The sequence below is a fragment of the Mesorhizobium sp. M7A.F.Ca.US.006.04.2.1 genome, assembly GCF_004022915.1.
Classification (GTDB): Bacteria; Pseudomonadota; Alphaproteobacteria; order Rhizobiales; family Rhizobiaceae; genus Mesorhizobium; species Mesorhizobium ciceri.
Genome location: NZ_RZQA01001372.1, coordinates 1 through 971 on the forward strand (window position 1 = coordinate 1; position 971 = coordinate 971).

The window sequence follows — 971 nt, forward strand, 5'->3', positions numbered from 1 at the left end:
GCGTCAGGAAGCTCAAGGCGTAGGTCAGGAAACGCGGCGCCAGGTCGGCGATCGCGGCGAGCAGCTCGCGTTCGGAATGGATCGCCTCGTGCGCCGGCACCCTGATTTCGAGAACGATCAGGGTGAGCGCGATGGCGAATACGCCGTCGGTGATCCCGACGATACGGCCGCGTCCCTCAGCCGATGCTTCAAGTGGCCGCTTCATCGATGTTTCCCCCTCGGCACCTTCCGGAAACCTAGCATGGTTGCCGCCATTTGCACCTGACAGGGTGCGACCCTGGCCAAACGGCTGGTTTCAGCGACAGCAAGCCACTGGCTGGTTGTTGCCGGTGCGCCAGGGGTTTAAGCAAGGTTTCATGCATTCACCAAGTGAAGCCGCCGCCGTCCCGCTGACCAATCCGGTCACGAATGGAACGTTTTGTCCGCAGTCGCGGCGACGATTTGTGCTGGTCGCGGCAATTCTGGCCTCGGCGCTTGGCTTCATAGACGGCTCCATCCTGGCCATCGCTACACCAGCGATCCGCGTCAATCTCGGCGCAAGCCTTGCCGAGGCGCAGTGGATTTCCAATGCCTATGCGTTGACGCTCTCGGCGCTGATCCTGGCCGGGGGCGCTGCCGGCGACCGATTCGGTCTGCGCCGCGCCTTCGTGGCCGGCATCGCGCTGTTCATCCTCGCTTCGCTTGCCTGTGCGCTGGCGCCGAATGCAATTGTGCTGATCGCATTTCGCGCGTTGCAGGGCATCGGTGCGGCAATCATGGTGCCTGGCAGCCTCGCCATCATCGCCAAGGCCTACCCGAAGAAAGAACGCGGCCGTGCTATCGGCATCTGGGCGGCGGCTTCGGCGCTGACCACGGCACTTGGCCCGGTGTTCGGCGGCTTCGTGCTGTCGGCCTTCGGTGACGGCATCTGGCGGGCGATCTTCGCCATCAACCTGCCGCTGGGCTTGATTTCGATCTGGCTTCTGCTGGCC

2 protein-coding genes are annotated in these 971 nt (G+C 63.9%); one reads left to right on the top strand and one right to left on the bottom strand.

The genetic code is table 11. The features are described from left to right. On the bottom strand, window positions 1-205 hold a 205-nt coding region (locus tag EN925_RS37375), incomplete at its 3' end, for a TMEM175 family protein (RefSeq protein WP_128337438.1). 151 nt (window positions 206-356) lie between these two features. On the opposite strand from EN925_RS37375, the gene EN925_RS37380 reads away from it, so the two are divergent. Beyond that, on the top strand, window positions 357-971 hold a 615-nt coding region (locus tag EN925_RS37380; protein WP_128337439.1), incomplete at its 3' end, for an MFS transporter.